Source organism: Bacteroides sp. AM54-2NS, from assembly GCF_003602935.1.
Lineage (GTDB): Bacteria > Bacteroidota > Bacteroidia > Bacteroidales > Bacteroidaceae > Bacteroides > Bacteroides xylanisolvens.
The window spans coordinates 191793-214519 of sequence record NZ_QTMZ01000004.1; the positions used below are offsets into that span (position 1 = coordinate 191793).

Genomic DNA, 22727 nt, shown 5'->3' on the forward strand with positions numbered 1-22727 from the left:
AACTAACTAATACCTAATTAATTATTAAAAAACCATGAAGAAACTTTTCGTATTACTTACGGCATTGTTTACCCTGGCACAAATGGACGCCCAGGAAAAGAACGTTATCCGCATCGCAACGGACAACACAGACCTAATTCTCCAAGTAGCTCCCAACGGACGACTTTATCAGGCTTATCTGGGCGATAAGTTGCTGAACGAGAAAGACATCAACAACTTTTCTCCATACGTGAAAGGAGGCAGTGACGGCAGCGTATCCACCCGTGGATGGGAAGTATATCCGGCTCCGGCGCCGAGGATTATTTTGAACCGGCTGTAGCAATCACGCACAATGATGGAAACCCAAGCACGATTCTCCGTTATGTATCTTCCGAACAAAAAGCAGTGGCAGGCGGCACGGAGACAGTCATCCAACTGAAAGACGATCAGTACCCGGTGGAAGTCACGCTGCATTACATCGCTTATCCGAAAGAAAACGTCATCAAGACGTGGAGTGAAATCAAACATGCTGAAAAGAAACCTGTCACCATCTGGCGTTACGCTTCGACCATGCTTTATTTCTCGGGAAACGAGTATTATCTGACTGAATTCAGCAGCGACTGGGCTAAAGAAGCACAAATGAGCACACAACCTCTATTGTTCGGCAAAAAGGTGATCGACACCAAACTGGGAAGCCGTGCCGCCATGCATACCCACCCGTTCTTCGAACTTGGTTTTGAACAACCGGCACAGGAAACACAAGGACGTGCCATGCTAGGGACTATCGGATGGACAGGCAACTTCCAGTTTACCTTTGAAGTGGACAACGTAGGCAACCTCCGCGTCATCCCCGCCATCAACCCGTATGCATCTGATTATGAACTAAAACCGAACGAAGTATTTACCACTCCCGAATTCATCTTTACTTTCAGCAACAACGGTACGGGCGAAGCCAGCCGCAACCTCCACGCATGGGCACGCAACCACCAACTGAAAGACGGACAAGGCGACCGCATGACTTTATTGAATAACTGGGAAAATACGTACTTCAAATTCGATGAGAAACTGCTTGCCGAACTGATGAAAGAAGCCAAACATCTGGGTGTAGATATGTTCTTGTTGGATGATGGCTGGTTCGGCAACAAGCATCCGCGCAACAGCGACAATGCCGGACTGGGCGACTGGGAAGTGATGAAATCCAAACTGCCGGGCGGTATTCCCGCACTCGTGAAGTCTGCCAAAGAAGCCGGAGTGAAATTCGGTATCTGGATCGAACCGGAGATGATAAACCCCAAAAGTGAATTGTTCGAGAAGCATCCTGACTGGGCTATCACACTGCCCAATCGCGAAACATACTATTACCGTAACCAACTGGTGCTCGATCTTAGCAATCCGAAAGTACAGGATTTTGTGTTTGGCGTAGTGGATAACATCCTGACAGCGAACCCGGAAGTGGCTTTCTTTAAATGGGACTGCAACTCTCCCATCACAAATATTTATTCTCCCTATTTGAAGAATAAACAAGGACAACTTTATATCGACCATGTACGTGGTATATATAATGTATTGGAACGTATCAAAGACAAATATCCGAACGTACCGATGATGCTTTGCTCCGGCGGTGGCGCCCGTTGCGACTACGAAGCATTGAAATACTTCACAGAATTCTGGTGCAGTGACAATACAGACCCGATAGAGCGTCTGTTTATCCAATGGGGATTCTCACAAATCTTCCCTGCCAAAGCAATGGACGCACACGTAACCAGCTGGAACAAGAAGACAAGCGTGAAATTCCGTACCGATGTAGCAAGTATGTGTAAACTGGGCTTCGACCTCGGACTGAAAGAGCTGAATGCGGACGAACAGACTTTTTGCCAAAACGCAGTTGCCAACTGGACGCGTCTGAAGAAAGTGATTCTGGATGGTGACCAGTACAGACTGGTTTCTCCATACGATGGTAATCACATGTCTGTCATGTACGCCGCACCGGACAAGAACAAAGCAGTGCTTTATACCTACGATATCCACCCACGTTTCGGTGAGAAGCTGCTCCCGGTTAAACTTCAGGGACTGGATGCAAAGAAAATGTATAAGGTGAAAGAAATCAACCTGATGCCGAATTCTAAATCGAATCTTGCTGCCAATGAGAAGACTTATTCAGGAGATTATCTGATGAAAGTAGGAATCAATGCTTTCACTACCAATCAGGCTTTCAGCCGTGTGATTGAACTGACTGCCGAATAATATTCACCACAGAAGTACGGAGGACACAGCGTTTTATACCATTGATACTAAACAAAGTATATGCGCTGCGTCTTCCGTGTTCTCTGTAGTAAAAAAAACAATAATCAATTAATCCTCTTCAATCTTTACGGCTGTGCCGTTAGCAGTCACCATCAGCATACTGCCACTACCTCCAACTGTCTCATAATCCAAATCAACACCTATCACGGCATTAGCTCCCATTTGAGCTGCTTGTGCCTCCATTTCCTTCAACGCTGTATCTTTTGCCATACGCAGCACTTCTTCATAAGAACCGGAACGACCACCCACAATATCCCGAATACTTGCAAACAAGTCACGGAATACATTGGCACCTATGATTGTCTCTCCGGAAACTATTCCATAATATTTCACTATTCGTTTTCCCTCAATGATGGGAGTGGTTGTCATCAGCATAGTTTTTTCTTTATTAGTTATCTGTAAGTTATATGTATTTAGTTAGACGCAACTCCCCCTAAAAAAGTTGCAGCTACACCGTAATTTCTTACGATATAGCTGCGATTAATGTTAAAGAGAGAGAATTTATATAATATGAGCATGGTCTCACGACCCTCCTAATATTCAATGAACATTTTGTTTCTTTACCTATTAGACGCACAAAAGTTCAAATCACTGCACTTGAAAGCATCTTTTTTTAGTTAAAGAATAAAAAAAGCCGCCATCCCACAGGAATAGCGGCTTATATTGTTAGAACATCTTGCTGACGCGTTCAATTCCCGCCACCAATGTATCTATTTCCGATTTCGTATTGTACATGGCAAACGAAGCCCGTACAGTTCCTTCTATACCAAGACGTTGCATGAGAGGTTGTGCACAATGATGCCCCGTCCTCACGGCAATACCCAAACGATCCAGCAACGTTCCGAGGTCGAAATGATGGATATCTCCTACCAGGAAGGAGATGACTGCTCCCCGTTCGGCTGCTTCACCGAATATACGCATCTGGGGAATCTCTTTCAGCCGTTGCAAAGCGTAAGTTGTCAGTTCATGCTCATGGGCTGCTATCTGCTCAAGTCCATGTCCATTCACGTAATCAAGGGCTTTTGCCAGTCCGGTAGTTCCGATGTAGTCGGGCGTACCGGCTTCAAACTTGAAAGGAAGTTCGTTGAAAGTGGTCTTCTCAAAAGAGACATGCTGAATCATCTCTCCTCCTCCCTGATAAGGCGGAAGGCGGTCTAACCACTCTTCTTTTCCATAAAGCACTCCGACACCTGTCGGACCGTATATTTTATGGGCAGAGAACACCAGAAAATCAGCATCCAACTCCTGTACGTCCACTTTCATGTGAGGGATAGACTGTGCAGCGTCTATCAGGCAAGGTACGCCGTGCGCATGAGCCGTTGCAATCATTTCTTTCACCGGATTCACCGTACCCAGCACATTCGAAACATGAACCACGCTGACTATTTTCGTTCGTTCGGAAAATAGTTTTTCGTATTCATCCAGCAAGAGTTCGCCTTTGTCATTCATTGGAATCACTTTGATGGCAATTCCCTTTCGGGCAGCCAGCAGTTGCCAGGGAACGATGTTACTATGATGTTCCATTACGGAAAGAATCACTTCATCCCCCTCTTCCATAAATTCGTCACCAAAGCTGGAAACAAGCAGGTTGATGCTTTCCGTTGTTCCGCGAGTAAAGACAACTTCGTTCGTGCTACGGGCGTTAATAAACTGACGCACCGTTTCACGGGAAGCCTCATGCAATTCCGTAGCTTGTTGCGAAAGATAATGCACACCGCGATGCACATTGGCATTAACGGAATAATATTCATCCACCAACGCATCAACTACCAGACGGGGTTTCTGCGTCGTCGCACCGTTGTCGAAATAAACCAAAGGTTTACCGTAAACCGTACGGCTCAATATCGGAAAATCCTCACGTATCTTTTGAATATCCACGTTTATTAATTATTAGTGGTTACTTACAAATGGCACAGCCCTGACATCTATTCAGCTCGCCACGGAAACGTTTCTCTACCAATAGATGCAGGCGATCTTTCAGTGCCTCCAAACGGATGGTATCAATCACTTCATTGACAAATGCGAACATCAATAACAAACGGGCTTCTTTCTCTGCAATACCTCGTGAACGCATATAGAATAATGCACCCTCATCCAACTGGCCTACCGTTGCTCCATGCGAACATTTCACATCATCCGCGTAAATTTCCAATTGAGGCTGTGTGTACATTCTCGCATCACGCGTAGCACAAAGATTCCGGTTAGTTTGCTGGGAGTTCGTATGTTGCGCATCGGGACGCACCAGTACCAGTCCGGCAAACGCACCTACCGACTGATCGTCGAGTACGTACTTAAACAGCTCATTACTGGTGCAGTTCGGTACGGCATGGTCGATGCTTGTATGATTGTCTACGTGCTGGTTCTTATCGGCAATTGCCATGCCACAGAGGTTTATCTCAGCTCCTTCTCCTGCCAACAATACTTCAGTGGTGTTGCGGGTAGTACCATTATGCAAAGTCATTCCATTCAACAATACATTGCTGTTTGCCTCCTGCTTTACATACAGGTTACTGATACGAACGGTGCTTGTATGTGTTTCTTCCAGTTCATACATATCGAATACCGTGTTCTCACCTGCAAATACTTCAATCACTTGTGTTGCCAGGAAGTTCACGTTATCCATTGCATGGTCACAAATCAGCAGACGGGCTTGCGCGCCATCCTCCAGGATGATTAGTACGCGGCGGTTCACCATGAAGTTGACATCTGCACGCAGGATATTTACCAGCTGGATCGGTTTTTCTACCACTACATTCTTCGGCACATAAAATACAACGCCGTCTTGCGCAAAAGCTGTATTGAAAGCAGTCACCCCATCTTTGGAAGTATCTGCCAACTGACCGTAATACTTCTTCACCAATTCCGGATGCTGTCCGGCCACTTCTTTCAAGCTGCCGAAAATCACACCTTCCGGCAGATTGACTTTAGGAAGTGCTCTATTATAAAATGCGTCATTTACCACAAAATACAGAGCGGTACTCATATTCGGCACATCGCACTTAAACACTTCATACGGATTGACCGGAATAGCCAGACGATTCAAGTTTAAACCATAATCCGGTTCAAAATACTTGCTCACATCCGTATATTTGTACTTCTCCATCTTACGGGTCGGAAATCCGAGCCGCTCAAAATCGGCAAATGCAGCTGCACGAGGCGCATTCAGCACTTCGGCGCTATGCTTGCAGATCATTGCTTCCGTCTGTGAGAAGAGGTCTATATATTGTTGTTCAACTATCATAACTTATTATTTGTTATTCTCCTACTTCTTTCTTGATCCAATCATATCCTTTTTCTTCCAGTTCCAGCGCAAGTTCCGGTCCGGCAGTTTTTACGATACGACCTTTATAAAGGACATGTACAATATCAGGTTTGATATAATCAAGCAAACGTTGGTAGTGAGTAATAACGATTGTGCTTGTTTCAGGAGTTTTCAGTTTGTTCACTCCTTCCGCAACAATACGGAGCGCATCAATATCCAAACCGGAGTCTGTCTCATCAAGAATGCTCAACCGCGGTTCCAACATGGCCATCTGGAAAATCTCATTCCGTTTCTTTTCACCACCCGAAAAGCCTTCATTCACCGAACGGTTAGCCAACTTATTATCCAGCTCTACCACCGCACGTTTCTCACGCATCAGTTTCAGAAACTCACTGGCTGTCAGCGCAGGCAGACCTTTATATTTGCGTTGCTCATTCACAGCAGCACGCATAAAGTTGACCATGCTCACACCCGGAATCTCTACCGGATACTGGAAACTAAGAAAGATCCCTTCATGGCTACGATCTTCAGGACTCAACTCCAACAGGTTCTTTCCATAAAACGTGACCGAACCTTTTGTTACCTCAAAAGCCGGATTTCCCACCAATACGGAAGAAAGCGTACTTTTACCGGAGCCATTCGGCCCCATAATAGCGTGCACCTCACCGGGATTCACCGTCAGGTTAATACCCTTCAATATCTCTTTGCCATTAATGCTGGCATGCAGGTCTTTTATTTCTAACATGATTATATGTACTATTTTTCCATTTACTATTTACTATTAAAAACCTATACTACCGACAATTTACCTCCTACAAGCGCGCAGCCAAATAGTAAATCGTAAATTGCCAACTAGTAAATCACCCCACGCTTCCTTCCAATGAGATAGTAAGCAACTTCTGTGCTTCTACCGCAAATTCCATCGGAAGTTTATTCAATACTTCTTTTGCATATCCGTTCACAATAAGCCCGATAGCGTCTTCTGTCGGAATACCACGCTGGTTGCAATAGAATATTTGGTCTTCACTGATCTTGCTCGTTGTGGCTTCATGTTCCACCACTGCCGTTTCATTGTGAATATCCATATAAGGGAAAGTATGCGCACCACATTTATCTCCCAGCAACAGAGAGTCACACTGGCTATAATTGCGGGCATTATTCGCTTTCTCGGCCACACGTACCAACCCACGATAGGAGTTCTCACTATGTCCGGCGGAGATACCTTTACTTACAATCGTACTGCGGGTGTTCTTGCCCAGATGAATCATTTTCGTTCCGGTATCAGCCTGCTGATAGTTGTTCGTTACAGCTACGGAATAGAATTCAGCGGTCGAGTTATCGCCTGTCAGAATACAGGAAGGGTATTTCCAAGTGATGGCCGAACCGGTTTCCACTTGTGTCCAGGATAGTTTACTATCCACTCCCTTGCAGTTACCACGTTTAGTCACAAAGTTGTATACACCGCCCTTACCTTCCGCATCGCCCGGATACCAGTTCTGAACAGTACTATATTTTACCTCTGCGCGGTCGTGCACGATTATCTCAACGATAGCGGCATGCAACTGATTTTCATCCCGCATCGGCGCTGTACATCCTTCCAGATAAGAAACGTATGAATCGTCGTCCGCCACAATCAGCGTACGTTCAAACTGCCCCGTGTTACGGGCATTGATACGGAAATAGGTGGAAAGTTCCATCGGACAACGTACTCCTTTCGGAATATACACAAAAGAGCCGTCAGAAAAGACAGCGGAGTTCAACGCGGCAAAGAAATTATCCCGGTAACCTACCACCGAGCCCATATATTTCTTCACCAAATCAGGATGTTCCCGCACGGCTTCACTGAACGAGCAGAAGATAATTCCTTTCTCCATCAGCGTTTCCTTGAAGGTAGTCTTTACGGAAACAGAGTCCATAACGGCATCCACCGCCATTCCGCTAAGAGCCATCTGTTCCTCCAAAGGAATACCCAGTTTATTAAACGTCTTTATCAATTCAGGATCGACTTCCTCCATGCTCTTCGGTCCTTCTTTCTTCTTCGTCGGATCGGCATAATAAGAAATCGACTGATAGTCAATTTCAGGGATACGGAGATGTGCCCAAGTCGGCATCTCCAGCGTCAGCCAGTGGCGGTACGCTTTCAGGCGAAACTCCAGCAACCACTCCGGTTCGTCTTTTTTCGATGAAATCAGACGAATGACATCTTCATTAAGTCCACGCTCAATGATGTCTGTATGCACCTCTGTGGTGAAGCCGTATTTATATTTCTCCTCCGCAAATTTCCGGACAAACTCATTATCAGTCTTCTTTTCGAGTTCGTCTTTCTGATTGGGTTTCATTTTATTGGGTTCTTCTTGTTGCATCTTTATTCTCTAATATATATTGTTGCGTCATATTCTTCGCAGCAGGGAAAAAGATCCCCGCAAACGTTTCCATCGGATAATATAACAAAGATTCTTCCTTTTTTGTTGCACTAATTAACTTATTATCGCTGTCCACAAACTCTATCGCACCGATCACTACACTCGTTAACAACAGAAACTTAAGTGCTCCCAGCCCACTCCCTAACCAGCGGTTCAGCCAGTTCAGCGAAATTGCCTGCATTGCTTTTGTCAATAACGAAGCTATCAGTACAAAAATCAACGGCACGGCAATCCAAATCATGATAAAAGCCAACACCTGCGCAACTGTCATCGAATCCGTCACTGTCGGGCAAAGTTTCTCCGCCAAAGAGGCATATAAAGTTTTCGCCGCCAACAGCCCGACTATTAACCCCAAAATAGAAGCCAACTGGCGGATAAAGCCTTTTACAAAGCCTACCACCGCTCCGGCGCCTATTACAATAAGGATAATGATATCAATCGTTGCCACGTTGTGATTTATGATTTGTGATTTATGATTTATGTTTCTATGATTATGATCTGTGATTTATATTTCTGTCAGGTGATAAAACAATAAAGTGGTAAGGTGGTGTCCCATATAAAATAGTACCACATTACCACCCATCTATTGTTGCAACCATTACTTCGCGAATGGCCTTATACCCTTATAATTCATAAATCATAACTCATAAATCATAAAGTCTGTTTCACTTCTATTTCTTCGAATGTCTCGATCATATCGCCTACCTTCATGTCGTTGCAGTTCACCAGACTGATACCACACTCGAAGTTTGTACCTACTTCCTTCACATCGTCCTTGAAGCGCTTCAACGCGTTGATGTTTCCGGTAAAGATTACGATACCATCGCGGATCAAACGAGCCTTGTCGCTTCGTTTCACCTTTCCGGTCTTCACCATTGCACCGGCTACCAAACCCACCTTCGTAATGTTGAATACTTCGCGGATTTCGATAGTTGCCGTGATTTGTTCCTTCAGTTCCGGAGCCAACATACCTTCCATAGCAGCCTTCACCTCTTCGATTGCATCGTAGATGACAGAGTACTTACGGATGTCGACACCTTCCTGTTCAGCCATCTTAGCGGCAGCACCCGAGGACGTACCTGGAATCCGACGATAATCGCATCCGAAGCGGCAGCCAGAGAAACATCCGACTCGGAAATTGCTCCCACACCCTTATGGATGACATTTACCTGGATTTGTTCCGTAGACAACTTGATTAACGAGTCGCTCAATGCCTCAACAGAACCGTCCACGTCACCCTTAACGATGATGTTCAATTCCTGGAAGTTACCCAAAGCAATACGACGGCCCAACTCATCCAACGTAAGGATCTTCTGCGTACGCAAGCCCTGTTCACGAGCCAACTGTTCACGTTTGTTGGTGATTTCACGAGCTTCCTGATCGCTTTCAACAACATGGAATGTATCACCTGCAGCAGGTGCACCGTTCAATCCCAATACCAAAGCCGGTTCGGAAGGTCCTGCTTCTTTGATGCGTTGGTTACGTTCGTTGAACATAGCCTTCACACGTCCGTAGCTGGTTCCTGCCAGTACGATGTCTCCCACTTTCAGAGTACCGTTAGATACCAATACAGTAGCTACATATCCACGTCCCTTATCCAGTGAAGATTCGATGATGGAACCCGTAGCATTACGGTCCGGATTTGCTTTCAGGTCGAGCATTTCTGCTTCGAGCAATACTTTTTCCAGCAAGTCTTCCACACCCATACCTTTCTTGGCAGAGATATCTTGTGACTGATACTTACCACCCCATTCTTCAACAAGGTAATTCATTGCAGCCAGTTCTTCTTTAATCTTATCCGGATTCGCAGTCGGTTTATCCACCTTATTGATTGCAAATACAATAGGTACACCGGCAGCCATCGCGTGATTGATTGCTTCCTTTGTCTGCGGCATCACGTTATCATCGGCAGCCACAATAATGATAGCAATATCCGTTACTTTCGCACCACGTGCACGCATAGCGGTAAACGCTTCGTGCCCCGGAGTATCGAGGAACGTAATACGGCGACCGTCTTCCAGTTGCACGTTATATGCACCGATATGCTGTGTAATACCTCCGGCTTCACCGGCAATTACGTTCGCCTTACGGATATAGTCGAGCAAAGAAGTCTTACCGTGGTCAACGTGTCCCATCACTGTAACAATCGGAGCGCGCGGTTGCAAATCTTCCGGTGCATCTTCTTCTTCAACGATAGCTTGTGCCACTTCCGCACTTACATATTCTGTCTTGAATCCGAATTCTTCTGCCACCAGATTGATTGTTTCCGCATCCAGACGCTGGTTGATGGAAACCATGATACCAATACTCATACAAGTAGCGATAACCTGATTGACAGATACATCCATCATCGTTGCCAGTTCGTTAGCCGTAACAAACTCGGTCAACTTCAATACCTTGCTGTCTGCCATTTCCTGATCTTCCAGTTCCTGCATACGGTTGGAAGCCATTTCACGTTTTTCTTTACGGTATTTGGACGTCTTGTTCTTACCTTTGGTTGTCAGACGTGCAAGAGTTTCTTTTACCTGTTTTGCTACGTCTTCCTCGCTCACTTCCTGTTTGATAACCGGCTTCTTGAAGCGATCCTTATTATTGTTGTTATTTCTTCTGTTATTATTTCCTTGTCCGCCCTGACCGTTGTTATTACCATTGCCGCCTTTACCTTGTATATTAGGTCTCGGTGCAGCAAAGTTGGAAGTCGCAACGTTATTAACGTCTACCTTTTCTTTATTGATGCGGTTACGTTTTTTCTTAGCAGCATCCGCGCTTTCTTTCGGACCGTTCTTCACCACTTTAGAATCATCCTTACGGATTTCTTTGATGATGGCTTCCTTCATCAGTTTCTTCTGATCCTGACGGATTTTCTCTTTCTCTTCACGTTCGCGACGCTTCTCTTCCTTCGATTTCTTCTTCGGACGAGTAGACTGGTTCAATGCAGCCAAGTCGATCTGACCGATCACATTGATCTTCGCGCCTAATTCCGGTTGACGGATTTTGAAAACACCATCATCCTCCGGAGCTTTTTCTGCTACCGGGGTTACTTCAGCCTGTGCAGTTTCCACCTTTTTTTCTTCTTTATGTTCTTCCGCCTTCACAGGTGCAGTTTCTACTACCTCGGCTCTTCTTTTTTCACTTCTTCTACTACTTTTTCAACTTCTACCGGCTTCGTCTCCACTACAGGTTCCGGCACTACTACGGGCTCAACTACCATTGGAGTAGGCTCTACTACAGAAACAGGAGGTATCACCACCTCTTCTTTCTTCACCTCGGGTTCTCTCTTCTCGGGCTCCTTTTTCACTTCGGGTTTAACGACGGGCCGTTCTACAACAGGTACTTCTTGTTTCTGTTCCGGCTCTTTCTCCACCTTTTCAGGTTTACGACCATTCAGTTTATCCAAATCAATTTTTCCGACAGGTTTAAACTTCGGACGTGCATCCTCAGGTACGACTGTCTTAATCACATCTTCCGACTTCTGTTTCTCCGGCTGCTTTTCGAAGCCTTCAATCGAAACAGACGCCTTATTACGTTCCTTATTCTGACGTTCCTGTATGAAACGCTCCGATTCAAGTCTAAGGTTCTTATCTGTACTAAACTCTTTTACGAGTATAGCGTATTGCTCCTCGCTAATTTTGGTATTAGGATTAGCCTCTACGGTATGCCCTTTCTTTTGCAGGAACTCAACTACCGTCGCGATTCCTACGTTCAAATCTCTTGTAACTTTGTTTAACCTTATCGTCATATTTTAAAATTAATGAATAAATGGAGCTTTAAGAAGTTGAGAGTGGAGAATTGAGAGTTGAGAGTGGAATGAGTATGGATTTCTTTCACTCCCAACTCTCAATTCTCAATTTCTTCACCTTCTTCAAACTCCGATTTCAAAATGCGTATTACCTCGTCCACTGTCTCTTCTTCCAAGTCCGTCTTTTCAATCAACATCTCACGAGGAGCATTCAACACAGCCTTCGCTGTATCAATGCCGATAGCCTTGATGGCGTCGATCACCCATCCATCGATTTCGTCTCTGAACTCGTCGAGATAGATATCTTCATCCGCTACACTCTCATCCAACTCACGGAACACGTCAATAGTGTACTCAGTTAACATACTGGCCAGTTTGATGTTCAAACCGCCTTTACCGATAGCCAGCGAAACTTCTTCCGGTTTGAGGAAAACCTCCGCTTTCTTCTCTTCCTCATTCAGACGGATAGAAGAAATCTTAGCCGGGCTTAAAGCGCGCTGTATAAACAATGAGATGTTCGATGTGTAATTAATTACGTCGATGTTCTCATTGCGAAGTTCACGAACAATGCCATGAATACGACTTCCCTTTACACCTACACAGGCTCCTACAGGGTCGATTCTGTCATCGTAAGATTCTACCGCGATCTTGGCACGTTCGCCAGGGATACGGGCAATCTTCTTGATGGTAATCAAACCATCATTAATTTCGGGTACTTCCATCTCGAACAAACGTTGCAGGAAAACGGGAGAAGTACGTGACAAGATTATCTTAGGATTATTATTCTTGTTATCCACGCGGGCAACTACTGCACGGGCCGTTTCACCTTTGCGATAGAAATCGCTCGGGATTTGTTCGGTCTTAGGCAACAGCAACTCGTTTCCTTCATCATCTAAGAGCAACATTTCTTTCTTCCAGATCTGATATACTTCTGCATTGATGATCGTACCTACCTTATCTATATATTTATTATAAATACTGTCTTTCTCGAGTTCCAGAATCTTGGAAGCCAATGTCTGGCGGAGATTCAGGATAGCACGACGTCCGAATTTGGCAAAGATCACTTCGTCAGTCACCTCTTCACCTTCTTCGTAGGAAGCATCGATCTTCTGTGCTTCGCTCAACGAAATCTGCATATTCGGGTTAGTCAAATCTTCATCGGCCACAACTTCACGGTTACGCCAGATCTCGAAGTCACCCTTATCCGGGTTCACGATCACGTCGTAATTCTCATCGGTGCCAAACATTTTCGCGATTACGCTACGGAACGACTCTTCGAGTACGCTAACCATCGTCGTTCTATCGATATTCTTCAGTTCCTTAAATTCCGAAAATGTATCAATCAAGCTGATTGTTTCTTCTTTTTTGGCCATAACTATTTAAAGCTAATTAAGTATTTAGTATATTTTATTTGCTCATAAGTAAAGGTTTCGTCCTCTTCTTGCAGTTTCGGACGTTTTGCTCCTTCTAGTTTTACTTTCTTTTGTACCGCTACCGTAAACTTCTCTTCATCGGCATCTTTCAGTATGCCGGCCAGTTTGCGTCCGTCTTTAGTCAATACCTCCACTTCTTGTCCGATGTGGATATAATACTGTTGCAGTACTTTAAAGGGCTGTCCGATACCGGCCGACCCTACTTCCAGTTCATAATCTTCCTCTTCACGGTTCAGTTTTGACTCTATGTAGCGGCTAAGCTCCACACAATCTTCGATCCAAACACCTTCTGCATGGTCAATTTCGACCACAATTTTGTCATCCGGGCTCACAGTTACTTCTACTAAAAAGTAGTCTTTTCCTTCCAGCCACTCATCTACAATCTGACAAACAGTTTTCTTTTCTATCATTTATTAACTATATAAGAACAAAAAAAGGAGCTTAATTGCCCCTCCACCTTTCATCCGTTTCCGGTTGCAAAGATATAAATAATCTATTCGACTACAAAAGATTAAAGAAAAAAAGTATGAATTAACAGTGCTATATTCGTATCTTTACGCCACAATTCAAAAAATAACGACTATGGCACATCGTCTCAACACAAATAAACAGTTTATGGTAGGTAACGGAATTCTTGCTTTTGCCGTCATTTTTGTCGTGGTTATTTTCGTATACATGAGTATGCGGCTACAACGGGAAAAGCAGGAAGAACGTCATTTCATCGAAAGCTACACAATCAGTCTGGTAAAAGGTTTTGCCGGAGATTCGATTTCTTTGTTCGTCAACGACAGTCTTATCTCCAATAAAACCATATCAGAAGAGCCTTACACGGTAGAAGTAGGACGTTTTGCAGAACAAAGCGCTTTATTAATCGTAGACAATAACACAGAACTGGTCTCTACGTTTGATCTTAGCGAAAAAGGAGGGGCTTATCAGTTTGAAAAAGAATCGGACGGGATTAAACAATTAGCCAAATAATAAAGACATATCCCCCTATTACGTATCATAACGAACCATTATCAGGAATGTATAAGATTTAGAAGACAGCCAGAAATAGGAGCTTACAAGGCTTTACCAAGATAGAATAAACTAAGTTCGTGACAATGCGAGAATATTATCTTGGCTGTAAAGCATTTTATATTTCCGTACGGTACTTTCTCAATTCTCCCCGTAAGGTCAATGCTTTCCCTTCTGTATATTGATTAAGTAACGCCCAGAATCGTTCGCTATGATTCATCTCGCGGGTATGGCATAATTCGTGCAACAACACGTAGTCTATCAAATGAGAAGGCAGCAAAACCAGGTAATAGGATAAATTAATAGCTTTTCGAGCCGAACAACTCCCCCATCTGCCCTGACTGGAGTTTATTTTCACACTCGAATAAGGCAATCCGTATTGCTTGGACAAGAAGTCCAAACGTGAAGGCAGAATACTTTTGGCATTTCGTCTCAATGATTCTTCAATAACCTTATGCAACCAGCTTTGCAGTTTTTCATCTGCAAAATCGGCATAAGGCGGACAAACGATCTCCATGACACCCAACCGGGAATTAGCCAGAAACTGATCTTTCTCGCCCGACACCAAAGATAGTTTAAAATGCTCCGCATCAATCTTATAATTCAAATCAATCAACGGACGAGCGATTTTTTGCCGGGAGGCCAGAAGCTTTCCACGCAGGTTCTCTATGGCCAGTTTCACTTCTTTCAGGGTGGTACCGGGAGGAACTGAAACATAAACAGCATCACTCTTGGTACGAAACACAAGACTTCTCGCACGTGAATTGACGCGTATCACCAAGCGCCCTAACTCATCATCTTCTATAATCTTATCCATTATAATCCTCCTATCAACAGCCACAAAAGTAATAAAAAAGAAGACGCTAACGAAAAACTTTATGGAAGATGCAACTTTAGATCAAATTCTTCCGTCTAACCATTATATCAATCATAGAAAAGCGTAATTATGAAAACAAGTTTATTGCTCGTATTAGTCACGGGAATGTTTCTAGTACTTACTGCCGGCTCTTGCTTGCAGGGAAAACACATCGTAGGCAGCAAGAATTACATCTCCAAAGAAGTGAAAGCCGACCACTTCAATGAAATCAAACTAGTGGGAAGTGCCAACATCAGTTATTGGCAAGACACATGCAGCCATGTCGAAATTCATGGTTCCGACAACATCATACCACTTATAGAAACGTATGTGGAGGGTAGTACATTCATTATAAAATTCAAGAAGAATGTCACTATCTGGAAAGGAAAACTGGAAATAAAAGTTTTTGCTCCGGAGCTGAATAAGCTGTCGGTCAACGGTTCAGGAAATATAAGATTAATCAATGGGATACAAACCTCTAAAGATATTGAATTCCACATCAACGGTTCGGGCAACATTCAGGGAGAAGGATTCAATTGCCAAAAAATGGCCGTTTCAATTAATGGTTCGGGAGATGTAAGACTACAACAAATAGAGAGCCAGGAATGTCAGGCAAGTATTTCCGGTTCGGGCAATATCAATCTGAACGGCAAAGCCATTCAAGCGAGCTATTCTATTGCCGGATCAGGAAATATTCAAGCTGCCGATTTGCAAGCAGAAAACACAGATGCAAGCATTAGCGGCTCCGGCAACATCAGTTGCTATGCCAATCAGAAGCTGGTTGCCCGCGTCAAAGGAAGCGGTGATATTGCCTATAAAGGAGATCCTCAAGAAGTGGATGCTCCAAGAAAGAATATACGGCAGATCAAATAAAGACAGCTTAAAAACATAAAAGGGCTACTGCATCGCGCGGTAGCCCATTTATTTAGTTAGTTTCATTATAAAAATTTGAGAGAATTGAAAACTTCACAGTTTCGCCTTCGTTGTTGTTTTAATTAAGCACACTAACTATATTATATGTTTAAAGCAAATGAAAATGTCTATTCGTTTATAACTTGCACCTTGTGGTTGATCTTCGCCAGGCTATCCGCCAGGACCTGTTCCGCTTTCACATCATTTGAGATAGCGACCGACGGTGCAGTTACTTGTTTACCAATGGTATCCGTAGCCAATACACTTCCATCATCTCCGGAGAAAGAATGTTGTGCCACATTCCCCAAAGAAGGATGATTGCAATTACGGCAGCGGCCTTGAACAGAGGAATAAAACGACCGGTCAGTGTCAAACGTTTCGCTTTTACTACCGTAGGCTCCACCTCTGCCAGAATACGTGCATCAAAGTCTTCGCCCAGTCCTACTTCCTGCTGAACCTGCTGATAAACAAACAGATTCTTATAGCGAAGCAAATGAGCCGGAACTTCTTCCTTTGCGAAGAAGTCGCGCAATGTTGCTTCCTCCTCAACGGAAGTTTCGCATTGCCAGTATCGCTCGAGGAGCTGTTCTATATCCTTATAATCCATATTCGTCAATTTCTAAATACCTTTGTTTTACTTTTTGTCTGGCTCTGAAGAGATTCACTTTGACTTGTTCCTCTGTCAGATTCAGCAAGGTTGCAATTTTTTTATAGCTTTCACCTTCAATGTCCCTCAGTTGCATGATAAGCCGCTGTTTTTCGGGAAGTTCGTTTACCAGTCTATTAATGATGTTCATTCTTTCATCATGAATCATCTGGTCGTACGGACTGTTTGCATCAGGTTCTTCCTCCATTTCGGGGGTGAGTTCCACGTTTTGAGCTTCTTTCTTTTGACTCCGGTCTATCGCCAAGTTCTTTGCCACTGTCAGGCAATAGGCTTCGACCGATTCAAATTGAGACCACTCATCACGCTTGTTCCACACTCTTATCATGGTATCCTGAACGACATCCTCGGCTTCGGCCCTATCCAGGGTGATTCTGAGAGCCAATCGAAAGAGTTTATCCTTCAACGGCAAAATATCGTTTCGGAAGCTGATTTCTTGCATCTCTATAATAATGACGGGCTAGGATATGAAAAGTTACAGTCGCCCACTACTTTTTTTGATTTATTTTTTTATTCTCGTTCCTCCAGAGTCGTTAATCGCTGACGCTAAGGTAATTACCACTTCAGAAACTCCTGCATTTATTGCTTCAAAAGAATTTTCCAGCTTAGGAATCATACCTCCTTGAATAACGCCATCGGCTACATATTGTTCAAATTCGGCACGGGTGATTTGAGGAATCACACTGTCGTCATCATTCTCGTCACGCAACACACCTTTCTTCTCGAAACAATACACCAATGTCACATCAAACAGAGCCGACAACGCTTTCGCTGTCTCCCCGGCAATGGTATCTGCATTCGTATTCAACATATTGCCGTGACCGTCGTGTGTCAATGGAGCCATCACGGGAACAACGCCTTTATGTATCAAATCCGACAATAAAGTAGCATCCACCTGTTCCACATCTCCCACGAACCCGTAGTCTACGTCTTTCACCGGACGTTTCACCGAACGGATTACATTCATATCCGCTCCGGTCAATCCGAGTGCATTGACTCCGCGTGCTTGCAGACCTGCCACAATGTTTTTATTCACCAATCCGCCGTACACCATCGTTACGACTTTCAACGTTTCGGCATCGGTAATCCGACGACCATTTACCATTTTGCTTTCAATACCCAGTTGCGCGGCAATCTTTGTTGCCGAACGACCGCCACCATGAACCAACACTTTATGTCCGTCAATAGCGGCAAAGTCATTTAACAACTGACGAAGGGTGGCTTCCTCTTCTACGATTTTGCCACCCACCTTAATTACTGTTAGTTTTTCTCTCATTTCTTGATTTCTAATAAGTTCACCGAATGGAGAATCCGGCTCCGGCACCCTGCCGGTTATTCCAAATAAGTATATCCGTAAAGCCCCGAACGATAGTTGGAAAGGAATTCTTTTCCTTCTTCCAAGGAGATTTTTCCTTCTTTCACTGATTTCGTCACCCAAGTTTCGAGCGTACGTACCAGCTTCTTCGGATTGTACTGCACATAGTCCAATACCTCCGCTACCGTTTCTCCGTCGATAATCTGTTCGATATTATATCCTTTCTCGTTCACCGAAACATGCACGGCGTTCGTATCACCGAACAAATTATGCATATCTCCCAAAATCTCCTGATAAGCTCCCACCAGGAACACAGCCACATAATAAGGTTCTGTTTTCTTCAGTGCATGTACAGGCAGATAATGAGCACGTTACGGGTAGAGATAAAGTTGGCAATTTTACCGTCCGAGTCGCAGGTAATATCTTGTAAAGTAGCCGAACGCTCCGGTTTTTCATCCAATCGCTGAATAGGCATGATCGGGAATATCTGGTCAATTGCCCAAGAGTCAGGAAGTGACTGAAACAGCGAGAAGTTACAGAAATATTTATCGGCAAGCAGTTTGGACAATCCACGGAATTCATCGGGCGCATGCTTCAAACCGGCGGCAATCTGATTAATCTCACGTGTAATAGACCAATACAGACGCTCGATTTGTGCGCGGGTTTTCAGATCCACGATTCCATGACTGAACAAGTCCAATGCTTCCTCCCTGATCTGCTGCGCATCGTGCCATGCTTCCAACATCTTGTTCTGATTCAGCGAATCCCAGATTCCATATAACTCCTGCACCAATTCGTGTGCATCCGGAGCAATTTCCTCCTCGTCATCCCATTCGGGCAAGGTAGCGGTTTCAAGAACTTCAAAGATAAGAACAGAATGGTGTGCCGTCAATGCACGTCCACTTTCCGTTATGATATTCGGATGCGGGATACCATTTTTATCGCTCACGTCTACCAGCGTAGAGATAGAGTCGTTTACATACTCCTGAATGGAATAGTTTACGCTACCTTCGCTATTGGATGAACGAGTTCCGTCATAATCCACTCCCAGTCCACCGCCAATATCAACAAACTCCACCTTAAAGCCCATTGAATGGAGCTGCACGTAAAATTGTGAAGCCTCGCGCAAAGCCGTTTTGATACGACGGATCTTCGTCACCTGACTGCCGATATGGAAATGAATCAGTTTCAGACAATCTTTTAAGCCTTTGCTCTCCAGAAAATCGAGCGCTTCGAGAAGTTCACTGGAAGTCAAGCCAAACTTGCTGGCATCTCCTCCCGACTCTTCCCACTTTCCGCTACCGGAAGAAGCGAGTTTGATACGTATACCGATATTAGGCTGCACATTCAGCTGCTTTGCCATTTTTGCTATCAGCTTCAGTTCGTTCATCTTCTCCACAACGAGATAGATACGTTTACCCATCTTTTGGGCAAGCAGAGCCAGTTCAATATAACTTTCGTCTTTATATCCGTTGCAAACAATCAATGAGTCAGAGTCCGTATTGACCGCAATCACCGCATGGAGTTCCGGTTTAGAGCCGGCTTCCAGTCCGAGATTGAACTTCTTTCCGTGGCTGATAATTTCTTCCACCACAGGGCGCATCTGGTTGACCTTAATCGGATAAATAATAAAGTTCTGGGCTTTATAACCATACTCCTCGGCTGCCTGTTTAAAGCAGGATGACATCTTTTCAATACGGTTGTCCAAAATATCCGGGAAACGCACCAGCATGGGAGATGCCACATCACGCAATTGTAACTCATCGACCAGTTCTTTCAAATCAACGGATACTCCATCTTTACGAGGTGTAACAACGACATGACCTTTGTCATTAATACCAAAGTACGAGGTACCCCAACCTGTGATGTTGTAGAGTTCCTCAGAATCTTCAATACGCCACTTTCTCATTTTCTGTTATTCAGTGTTTTTAGTAAATAATTGGACGGCAAAAATACGGATTAATCTACATGTTGGCAATTAATTAGACATTAATTGTTTCAAACGGTCCATATAACCACTATTTCCGTTACGGGCGTCATAGCGCAGTGCCAGTTCTTCCGCCTGCTGATAGAAATAATTGCGAAGTTCATTAACCTGATAAATTCCATCCGGACGGTAAAGAGGGAATTCCTCCGGCAACGACAAGGAGACTTCCGGACGGGTCTCATACTTCAAGGCCTCTACCATATCGCAAGAGAAGCGATATTTCTTCAACGTATTCGTACGCAAACTCCAACCGATGCACCGCTCGGCATACTCCCAGCCTCTTTCCGGCTTCGTCATTATATTATAAGCAATAAACAATCCCAAGTAAAGCAAAAGATATTCATCCTTTTCTCTTCCCTGCAATGCTTCTTCGGCACGTGCACACATATCAGCGGCAACCTCCGGTTTGCCAGCTTTCTGTGCATAATAAGAGAGCTTCAAGTAGGCCCGCAAATTGGCTTCATAACAGGTGACCTGCTTATTAATCAATGGCTGCGCCCGGCTGTAAGCCTCATCAAACTGCCCTGTTTCCAAATAATAATCCAGCATAAAATTCAGTTCGCAAGCCTCACACGACTGACCGTCTATCTTTTCATTCAGCATCTTGTCAATGTATTCTTTTGCCTTGTCATACTGGCGCATCCAAACACATTCCACAGACCAGCGGTGATAATAACTCCGCAAAGAATATCCATTCCGGAGAATACGGGTTTTATAATCCTCACCGATCGCTTTCACCTGTTCCATCGGAATTTCCGGCAGATCGAACGTACAAGCCAGATCCATTTATATTTCCACAACAAGTCATCTTCTTTGATTACATCCTTGTGATTCTCGTAATCATCCAGGATTTTAGAGAACACGGTAATCTCTTCCGCATCTGCCGAAAGAAGATTCAGTTCATAGATAAGATCCAGTCTCAACTCCGTAGCCCATTCCACATCTTCGTTCTCATCAGCGATGCGGATAGCTTCTTTCAATAGATTGGCTTTTTCACGGGGATGCAGGCTGTCATTCTGTGTCTGCAACAGCAGTTTTTGTATTTCAAGTGTGTATCTCATACTCTTTTTTTAATTCAGGAAATTTATAAAATCATTCATTTTCGAAGTCATCAGTCGCTAAGCGAACGGTTGAAAAGCTCCATTTCTTCACTGTTCACCGGATATTTACCTTGCAAAAGCGACTGTACATACAATATATGCACCACATGCTGAAACAGTTTATTGTCTCCCTGTATTTGCAATAAAGTCTGCACCATTTCGTTATCCGCATTGAAAGTGAGTGTCGGTGGAATCTGCTTGGCAGTATTCACAGCCCCCAATACAGCCGCCAACGGATTATTGGCACTTTTAGCTACATTCTCCTTTTCCTCCGCCACAAAGATTACCGGAATATCCACCGGAGTAAAATGTTTCAGACGGCAGACACAGCCAAACCGCTTCAACAGCTCGTTTGCTTTCATTTCAAAAGCCTGAAACTCTTTATTCGCCTCCACTTCGCCAAACTGTTCCAGCAACCGTGAAGGAGATATTTCATCCAACGTAAGTTCCGGATTCAGGCGGACATACTTTTTCAACAAAGTTTCATCAAAGGTGTAAGCAGCATTCACCACCAACCATCCTTGCGCTCCGGCTATACGGCGCACCTGACGGAAATCTTCCAGATTCTTGGTATAGCATATCACATTGCTTGCCGAACGAATACTTCCAAAACCACGCAACCCCTTATTTGTTTCAAAAGGAAGGTAATCCATAAACAAACGGAGCAGTTCATTATCTTCCGAAGCAATCGCCTTGATATGGAAGTGATGAACATCCAAGATCCGGTTGAACATGGCGCGGTCATTCTGCACCAATCCCCGCAGATAATCCTTGATAGCTACCCCGATCTCTTTCCGTGCATCCTTCAACTGGTCATTGCTCACCAAAGACTCGCGGGAAGCAGTAGACAGCAATCCGTCCGCATTCACCAGACAACGGATAAAGAAAGCCCACGGCGGCAGCAGATTACAATCGTCCTCACTCAACAGCATACGTTTAAGGTAGACCTTATGAGAATTGCGTACTGAAAATTGTGTTCGGAAAGGCAAAACATAAAGCACCCCTTCTACCTTACCACTTTCAGTATAAATCCGGAAAGCATCAAGGGCAGACGACTGGAATACTTTTGCTCCATAATCCAGCAACTCCTTACGAGTCGCCTTCGGGTCAAGCCATACGGGCGAAGGCGTATTTACCAACTCCTCTTCCCCCTGATAATGCAGATAGATAGGATATGGCAACACTTCCCCATAACTGACCAGTATCTTCTTAAACGTTTCATATTCAAAAAGATGCATCCAGTCTCCTTTCGGATGCAACACCACCTGCGACCCGATAGGCCGTTCTTCGTCCGATAAAGTCAGCTGATACGTCCCATCTACTTTGCCACACCAGCAAACAGGTTGTCCGCCCATTGCCGAACGACTCTCCACGGTGATTTCATTAGTCACCACAAAACAAGATAACAATCCGATACCGAACCTTCCGATAAAATCGTCCGCATCGGGAGTATCCCGTTTTGAACTCTCTCCGATAACCGTCAGAAAGCGATAAACTTCCTCTTCTTTCAGTCCGACTCCATTATCCCTGAACACCACCGTTTTGTCTTCATTCAGAAAGACATCGATACGTCCTTTATAATTCTCGTCGATATTGCGTAGTGCCGTGATGGCATCTACGCAATTCTGCAACAGTTCGCGAACAAAAGTATTCGGGTTACTATAAATGTGCTCTGATAACAGGGCAATCATACCTTTAAGATTGACCTGAAACAGATTATTCCCTTCTTTTTCCAT

16 protein-coding genes and 5 pseudogenes are annotated in these 22727 nt (G+C 44.3%); 3 read left to right on the forward strand and 18 right to left on the reverse strand.

Going from position 1 to position 22727, the window contains the following annotated elements; all coding sequences use genetic code 11:
* Positions 1 to 34: 34 nt before the first annotated feature.
* A pseudogene (locus DXA05_RS04075) lies at positions 35 to 2223 on the forward strand (alpha-galactosidase).
* Between the two features lie 108 nt (positions 2224 to 2331).
* On the opposite strand, the gene DXA05_RS04080 reads toward DXA05_RS04075, so the two are convergent.
* The 11 genes from DXA05_RS04080 to rimP form a co-directional block, all read right to left on the reverse strand.
* Positions 2332 to 2658 (reverse strand): heavy metal-binding domain-containing protein, encoded by a 327-nt coding sequence (locus tag DXA05_RS04080; RefSeq protein ID WP_004315412.1) that lies wholly within the window; start codon positions 2656 to 2658, stop codon positions 2332 to 2334.
* 291 nt (positions 2659 to 2949) lie between these two features.
* The gene (locus DXA05_RS04085) at positions 2950 to 4161 is read right to left on the reverse strand and encodes a cysteine desulfurase (RefSeq protein WP_004309460.1); all 1212 of its coding nucleotides are present in this window, start codon (positions 4159 to 4161) and stop codon (positions 2950 to 2952) included.
* Positions 4162 to 4180: 19 nt separating this feature from the next.
* Complete coding sequence (gene sufD / locus DXA05_RS04090; protein ID WP_004309459.1) at positions 4181 to 5524, reverse strand: Fe-S cluster assembly protein SufD; 1344 nt, start codon at positions 5522 to 5524, stop codon at positions 4181 to 4183.
* 13 nt (positions 5525 to 5537) lie between these two features.
* Complete coding sequence (sufC, locus tag DXA05_RS04095) at positions 5538 to 6290, reverse strand: Fe-S cluster assembly ATPase SufC (protein WP_004307398.1); 753 nt, start codon at positions 6288 to 6290, stop codon at positions 5538 to 5540.
* A gap of 115 nt (positions 6291 to 6405) precedes the next feature.
* Positions 6406 to 7884, reverse strand: coding sequence for a Fe-S cluster assembly protein SufB (sufB, locus tag DXA05_RS04100; protein WP_128858813.1), 1479 nt, complete (start codon positions 7882 to 7884; stop codon positions 6406 to 6408).
* A gap of 1 nt (position 7885) precedes the next feature.
* Complete coding sequence (locus DXA05_RS04105; RefSeq protein WP_004315413.1) at positions 7886 to 8416, reverse strand: CvpA family protein; 531 nt, start codon at positions 8414 to 8416, stop codon at positions 7886 to 7888.
* A gap of 203 nt (positions 8417 to 8619) precedes the next feature.
* Entirely contained in the window at positions 8620 to 9021 is a 402-nt protein-coding gene (locus DXA05_RS28295; protein ID WP_347812583.1) for a hypothetical protein, read from the reverse strand.
* On the reverse strand, positions 8955 to 11063 hold the full coding sequence (gene infB / locus DXA05_RS04110) for a translation initiation factor IF-2 (protein ID WP_347812584.1): 2109 nt from the start codon (positions 11061 to 11063) through the stop codon (positions 8955 to 8957). Before infB ends, DXA05_RS28295 begins: the two co-directional genes overlap by 67 nt.
* Positions 11064 to 11077: 14 nt before the next feature.
* Positions 11078 to 11707, reverse strand: coding sequence for a hypothetical protein (locus tag DXA05_RS28300; protein ID WP_347812585.1), 630 nt, complete (start codon positions 11705 to 11707; stop codon positions 11078 to 11080).
* 98 nt (positions 11708 to 11805) lie between these two features.
* A complete protein-coding gene (nusA, locus tag DXA05_RS04115; RefSeq protein WP_004309455.1) occupies positions 11806 to 13080 on the reverse strand; it encodes a transcription termination factor NusA in 1275 nt (424 codons plus the stop codon).
* A gap of 2 nt (positions 13081 to 13082) precedes the next feature.
* On the reverse strand, positions 13083 to 13550 hold the full coding sequence (gene rimP / locus DXA05_RS04120) for a ribosome assembly cofactor RimP (RefSeq protein ID WP_008642741.1): 468 nt from the start codon (positions 13548 to 13550) through the stop codon (positions 13083 to 13085).
* 172 nt (positions 13551 to 13722) lie between these two features.
* Here rimP and DXA05_RS04125 point away from each other — a divergent pair, with 172 nt between their 5' ends.
* Positions 13723 to 14118 (forward strand): hypothetical protein, encoded by a 396-nt coding sequence (locus DXA05_RS04125; RefSeq protein WP_008024082.1) that lies wholly within the window; start codon positions 13723 to 13725, stop codon positions 14116 to 14118.
* A gap of 157 nt (positions 14119 to 14275) precedes the next feature.
* Here DXA05_RS04125 and DXA05_RS04130 read toward each other — a convergent pair whose 3' ends face one another.
* Entirely contained in the window at positions 14276 to 14974 is a 699-nt protein-coding gene (locus tag DXA05_RS04130; RefSeq protein WP_128858814.1) for a SprT family zinc-dependent metalloprotease, read from the reverse strand.
* Between the two features lie 129 nt (positions 14975 to 15103).
* Here DXA05_RS04130 and DXA05_RS04135 point away from each other — a divergent pair, with 129 nt between their 5' ends.
* Positions 15104 to 15886, forward strand: coding sequence for a head GIN domain-containing protein (locus tag DXA05_RS04135; RefSeq protein ID WP_128858815.1), 783 nt, complete (start codon positions 15104 to 15106; stop codon positions 15884 to 15886).
* 167 nt (positions 15887 to 16053) lie between these two features.
* Here the strand turns inward: DXA05_RS04135 and DXA05_RS04140 are convergent.
* The 6 genes and pseudogenes from DXA05_RS04140 to DXA05_RS04165 form a co-directional block, all read right to left on the reverse strand.
* Positions 16054 to 16532 (reverse strand): annotated as a pseudogene (locus tag DXA05_RS04140) (hypothetical protein).
* Positions 16522 to 17031: a sigma-70 family RNA polymerase sigma factor gene (locus DXA05_RS04145; protein ID WP_004315420.1), complete on the reverse strand. Its 510-nt coding sequence runs from the start codon at positions 17029 to 17031 to the stop codon at positions 16522 to 16524. Before DXA05_RS04145 ends, DXA05_RS04140 begins: the two are co-directional and overlap by 11 nt.
* Before the next feature lie 60 nt (positions 17032 to 17091).
* Positions 17092 to 17865, reverse strand: a complete 774-nt coding sequence (gene argB, locus DXA05_RS04150; RefSeq protein WP_008642730.1) for an acetylglutamate kinase — start codon at positions 17863 to 17865, stop codon at positions 17092 to 17094.
* 56 nt (positions 17866 to 17921) lie between these two features.
* Positions 17922 to 19813: pseudogene (speA, locus tag DXA05_RS04155) on the reverse strand (biosynthetic arginine decarboxylase).
* Between the two features lie 69 nt (positions 19814 to 19882).
* A pseudogene (locus DXA05_RS04160) lies at positions 19883 to 20952 on the reverse strand (hypothetical protein).
* Positions 20953 to 20961: 9 nt separating this feature from the next.
* Positions 20962 to 22727 (reverse strand): annotated as a pseudogene (locus DXA05_RS04165) (HSP90 family protein).